Source organism: Synechocystis salina LEGE 00031 (assembly GCF_015207985.1).
GTDB lineage: Bacteria > Cyanobacteriota > Cyanobacteriia > Cyanobacteriales > Microcystaceae > Synechocystis > Synechocystis salina.
In genome coordinates, this window is the sequence record NZ_JADEVV010000105.1 from 1 (window position 1) to 1,982 (window position 1,982).

The 1,982-nt window shown below is 46.2% G+C and carries 2 protein-coding genes; both read left to right on the plus strand.

The window, feature by feature from the left end; all coding sequences use genetic code 11:
• The coding region (locus IQ217_RS18655; RefSeq protein WP_194021416.1) for a DUF3685 domain-containing protein at nucleotides 1-1,016 on the plus strand (1,016 nt) is incomplete at its 5' end.
• A gap of 225 nt (nucleotides 1,017-1,241) precedes the next feature.
• Nucleotides 1,242-1,685, plus strand: a complete 444-nt coding sequence (locus IQ217_RS18660) for a secondary thiamine-phosphate synthase enzyme YjbQ (RefSeq protein ID WP_194021418.1) — start codon at nucleotides 1,242-1,244, stop codon at nucleotides 1,683-1,685.
• The last annotated feature ends 297 nt before the right edge of the window (nucleotides 1,686-1,982 follow it).

Sequence of the window (1,982 nt, forward strand, 5' to 3'; positions counted from 1 at the left end):
AGACAGCCCCAACTCCCCGCCGCTCTGGAGTTAGGGCCATTACCCTCCGTCCCCCTGGTAACCTCAGTGCCCTGGGGCAAATTCTCCAACAAATGCCCCTGCAGGTGGAAAATCTCACCTCTATCCCCCTGGAGTTAGACATTCTCCAGCCCCTCAAACGTCAGGAACTCCTTTCCCTGGGGCAACAACAACTGGAAACCACCATCAACGAACTCCAAGCCCTAAGGATTACCCCAGCCCAGTTACCGGAAAATTGTCTATCCATTGTGGGTGAAATGTGGCGGTCTTTAAGCCTGATTTTTTTTGGTAAATACTGTCAACCCAAAAGCGAGTTTAGTCTCGAGCAAATTCAATCTTTATTAGAAGTTTATCAGCCCATTATTTGTCGGGAAAAATTAATTAAAATTCCCTTTGTCGTGCCCCTTTTTCACCACCTTCTGTTTGCTGATCCCTTGGTGGTAAATCAAAAAGCATACCCTTTAGGATCTCCCGAAGCAAAGCAGTATAGCGATCTATATGCCCAGAATCTAGTTATTCAATTGGCTAACAGCACCATGGTTTTTATTTTGAACTATTTTGCTGACCACGAAGCCATTAAACTTGCCCTTTATGAACATTCCATGCTTTCCTCTCGGCAGGTGGCTCGGTTCCGTAATGATCTAGCTTGGTACTATCAATTTAGTCGTTACTGGCTCAACCCCAAACAAATTTTTGAAAGTCAACATACCCTGTTGTATCTCACCCCCGCCGGGATTGTGGCCACCCAGGTTTATGCTCCCCGGCAACAGGAATTGGCTCAACTACGGGCAGTGCCTTGGTTTGTCACCATTGTCTTAGAATGTCGCGATGCCCTTTCTCCCCGGGTCAGGTCGGTAATTGAGTTCTTGGGCAACGGTGTGGTGTTCCTACTCACCCAGGTAGTCGGCCGGGCGATCGGTCTGGTGGGGAAAGGCATTATCCAGGGCATTGGCAACACCTGGCAGGAGAGCCGCAATCAACAAAAGCGCTCTAACTGATACCCGTCAACCCGGGTCTTGTTTGATAGGGCAGTTTAGCTTACTAATGGGACAACCAATTAGGGAAAAATTGATTTTTAGCCAAGTTTTGCACGCACTTTATTGCCTTAGGGTGAACTACCCACGCTTGTGGCTATTTACTCAATTTGCTTAAAATAATGGCAACTTATCTAACTATAACCTTGAGTTTATTCCACATTTTTCAGTCAATAACCAGTCAATAAAATGATTTCTTCCACCTCTACTTTCCGCCAACACCAAGAAATTTTAGCCATTGCCACCCAGGGCAAAAGTCTCCACAATTTCACTAGTAAAATTCAGGCGGTGGTGCAACATTCCGGCGTTAAAACAGGACTTTGCACCGTATTTGTACGCCATACTTCCGCCTCGTTAATTATTCAAGAAAATGCTGACCCCGATGTGTTGACGGATCTGGCTATCTTCTTTTCCCAATTGGTGCCAGAGGATGGCCGTCGTTACCGCCATAGCACGGAAGGTTTGGACGATATGCCGGCCCATATCCGGTCTGCGTTAACCAAAACCAGTGAACAAATTCCCATTGTCAATGGTCGTTTAGGCTTGGGCACTTGGCAAGGAGTTTTTCTTTGGGAGCATCGGCAACGGCCCCATCAACGGGAAGTAATTGTCCACGTCAGCGGTGAGGTTTAAGAGGTCATTCCTAAAGAAAATATGAAGAAGAGAAGAAATTTAGTTTTTATGGTGGAGTGGTAAAAATTGAGTGTTGTAGATGAGCAGTTTACCCAATGGGCACTGGTTAGCTAATGGGGTATGAGGTATAAGGCTATCACAGCAAAGATTAGGAGGACTTAGGTGAGCATCCTGATTGACTGACAAAAGAAGTGAAAAGCAGTCTAGGTGGGGATTGTAGAAAAGAGGGGAGGTCACGTTCTAGGATTAGATACCACTCAAAACCTGGAACGCGATGCATAATCACTCCCCCCTCTA